At 57.0% G+C, this 2859-nt stretch carries 4 protein-coding genes; 1 reads left to right on the forward strand and 3 read right to left on the reverse strand.

Translation table 11 applies throughout. The annotated features are described in order from the left end of the window. The coding region (locus AWB81_RS41665; RefSeq protein WP_235026213.1) for a single stranded DNA-binding domain-containing protein at window positions 1-500 on the forward strand (500 nt) is incomplete at its 5' end. Between the two features lie 227 nt (window positions 501-727). On the opposite strand, the gene AWB81_RS41670 is transcribed toward AWB81_RS41665, so the two are convergent. Genes AWB81_RS41670 through AWB81_RS41680 form a run of 3 tightly spaced genes read right to left on the reverse strand, consistent with a single transcriptional unit; the run spans window position 728 to window position 1861 of the window. Further along, window positions 728-1045, reverse strand: coding sequence for a hypothetical protein (locus AWB81_RS41670; protein ID WP_062644332.1), 318 nt, complete (start codon window positions 1043-1045; stop codon window positions 728-730). Then, complete coding sequence (locus tag AWB81_RS47965) at window positions 1032-1487, reverse strand: DUF6088 family protein (protein WP_062644334.1); 456 nt, start codon at window positions 1485-1487, stop codon at window positions 1032-1034. The genes AWB81_RS41670 and AWB81_RS47965 overlap by 14 nt, the downstream gene beginning before the upstream one ends. Window positions 1488-1540: 53 nt before the next feature. After that, window positions 1541-1861, reverse strand: a complete 321-nt coding sequence (locus AWB81_RS41680; protein ID WP_062644336.1) for a cyclic-phosphate processing receiver domain-containing protein — start codon at window positions 1859-1861, stop codon at window positions 1541-1543. Window positions 1862-2859 lie beyond the last annotated feature (998 nt).

Consider the following 2859-nt stretch of genomic DNA (forward strand, 5'->3'; position numbering starts at 1 on the left):
TCTCTGACCGCGCAACACCAACTTCCATACTGATCACGTTCACCGAAACGGCTGATCACCATCGCCGAAATCCGCAGCTTCGCCATTGCTGTCAGTCGTTACGGAGGCAACTTCGCAGCTCTCTCTATACGAAGCGATGGGACATCCATCATCAATCGATTGAGGACATAGCTATGCAAGCATTTGGAAACGTCGCGACCGCACCTGTGCGCAAGGAAACGAAGTCATCGGGAAAGGGCTACTACGAGTTTCGCATGTGCGAAAGCCAGCGCGGAACGGATAGCGACCCGACATGGTACACCGTGCGTGTGATGAAAGATGCCGACCCAGGAGTTGGGAAAGGCGACTTCCTCAAAGTAACGGGCAAGCTCAAGACAGACTTTTACCTGTCACGCGAGGGGAAGCCAACCGGGACGCTGTTGGTTATCGCGTTCGAGGCGGCCAAGATTGCGAAGCCGGCGACACGGTCTGCATCAACCGAAGCTTCCCAAGAAGCATAGAAAGACTGATTTCAGCCACTCCATCGGAGTGGCTGCCTCTTTCTCGCGACGTAAGTCCGCTCTCGGTACGGGCGCGTTCGGCGACGGGACCCGCCGTGTGATTCGGTCAGGAGTCACTCGAGCGCAAATTGCGGCTACTCCCACAGAACGCGCTCGTACGCTATCGCGCGACAAAGGAACGTGACGCCCTTAGCCACTACTTAACGAGTCACAATTGAGCGTCGGCGCTAATGAAGCGACTTCCTGACGAGCAAAGCATCGAGAGCATCTCGCGCGGACTGAAGCTCGTTGATTGCAGCCGTCAAGCGCGCCAACGGCAAGGTTGGTGGCGTGTCGTCGGTCGCCTCGTTAAAGCGTTCTTCGAGTGCCTTGGATGCCGACTGCACTTCTCGCGCTGCATCGGCGACCCGCGCGATAGCCGCGGCTTCGTCGGCCGTTCTGTCGAATTGTCCCATCTGATGTGTTTGCGTGTTCGTGCGAATGTCTTCTTGGACATCGCCCCCAAGATTTCCTCCGAACCGGAAGCCACCCTCATGGCCGGTCATTCTTTCGGCGCCGCTCGGTCATCCGCTCGTAAAGCACTATCTTGCTGCCAACTCGGATTTTGCGGCTTATACGCCGTTTGCCGGTGGTGACAACCGGTTGCACCGGAACCTGCGTCGACTTGCCCTCGTTGTACTCACGAGCCAGCCTTCCATGGCCGACGTCGATTCCGAGCCTCCTAAAAGCCTGTGCAGCGATAGTTTCGAATGGCGCGGCTGGCGTCAACTCCCCTGTGAACCGATTCTTTCGAGTTTTCGCGTAGATGCCGTGACCCACTCTGACCAGCGCTTTCGACTCTACAAGTTTCGCGAGAGTACGGCTCAGTTGCGCGGCGCTTCCCAGTCCAGCGAAGTCCCTTCGGAGAATGATAACTCCTTCCTGCTTGTCGATTGTCCGCAAGACCCTCTGCTCGAGTGTTGACTTCCGCGTGGTCTGTGCACTCATAGGTTAACGACCGGTGAATTCGGCCAACTCGACGACGTCGTGGTAAGGGACGTTCAGGCTACTGGTCTGGGCCCGCCGCCAATCTGTTTTGCGACAAGCCGTTCGGTTGCGAGCACGCCTGCTTCCATTTTTTCTCGCGCTGATGAATTTGCTGAGTGCACGAAAATTTTCGGTGGCCAGAAGCCCCGGAGAGCGACGGCTTCTTCAATCCACAAGATGACATCGTACCCCGTGCCACGTTCATAGTCGCCTAGGTCGTGGTCGAGGCTGATTTCTTCGACATTCCCGGAATCGAGCAACCCTATCGCCTCCGGCCAGTACATGAGAGTCCAGCCTTTTGGCATGCTGCGGTCGTCATCGAGAAACACCGTCATTATGCAATGTCCGACTGACCTTTCAGCGCCGCTTCCGAAGTGAGCCGCGGCTCAGCAAAGCTGGAGCAATAAACCGCGAGTTCGCGCTCGTAGCAGACCCAAGCGGAAATGAGCCACGGCTGCGAAACGCCCTCAAACGCCGTCCTGCTGACCGCGACGTGAGATGCCGTCCGGTCTACGGGCCTCAAGCAAAGCGAGCACGGCACGGCCTTGTCGGCCGACGGGCATGCGGACGTCAGGGTCGAAGTGATGGCGGCTGCGGCATACTTGGCGCGCCCGTACCTGCAAAAGGCTGTCAGCATGTCGTCGTCGAACCAAGACGACCTTGCCAGATGGCGTCTCTGTAATGGACACGCTAGGTTTCAATACGCTGAAGTAGCCCTGGTGAAGCTCGCTGTTGCAGACACTGCAGTAACGTCCATCGTATGAGGTCGCCATCTCATCCATCTCCGTGGATTGCCCGTCGGGTGCAGGCGGTTCGACTGAATGAGGAGCAGACTATCTCTCGACTGAGACATGACGTGTCTCAATCTCGGCGAGCAAGGTGAGACTCCCGAGACATTCGGCGTAAAGTGCCTTTAACCAGCAAGAGACACCATGCCCGACGTCGAACTCGTGTAACACAGAGGCAGCGAACCTTCTGTTCGTGTCGCAGCTGCACCTTCAAACGCTTATCGCGGATGGAAAACTATCAATCGCGAGCAATGATAGGTTGGCGCTCGCCGAAGTCGTTGCCTACATGGCGCAACAGGAGGCTGAAGCCAAGGAGCTTCTTGACCGACATGCTGCAAATCCTGCTGACCGACATCGCGACTGACGTCGAGGGACGACTAAGCGAGAAGCGTTCAACAGCCTGCTAGAAAGGGATTTTGAGCACCGACGCGAGGATTCCTTTGGCGGTTTCAAACCGAAGTGCAACGAGGGGTTAATGTTTAGCGCTTTGAGGTTGACCCGCTGAGGCAAGTGTCGCAGCGAAGACCTCGAATGGCGAATGGAAC

The organism is Caballeronia arationis (genome assembly GCF_001544975.2).
Taxonomy (GTDB): Bacteria; Pseudomonadota; Gammaproteobacteria; order Burkholderiales; family Burkholderiaceae; genus Caballeronia; species Caballeronia arationis.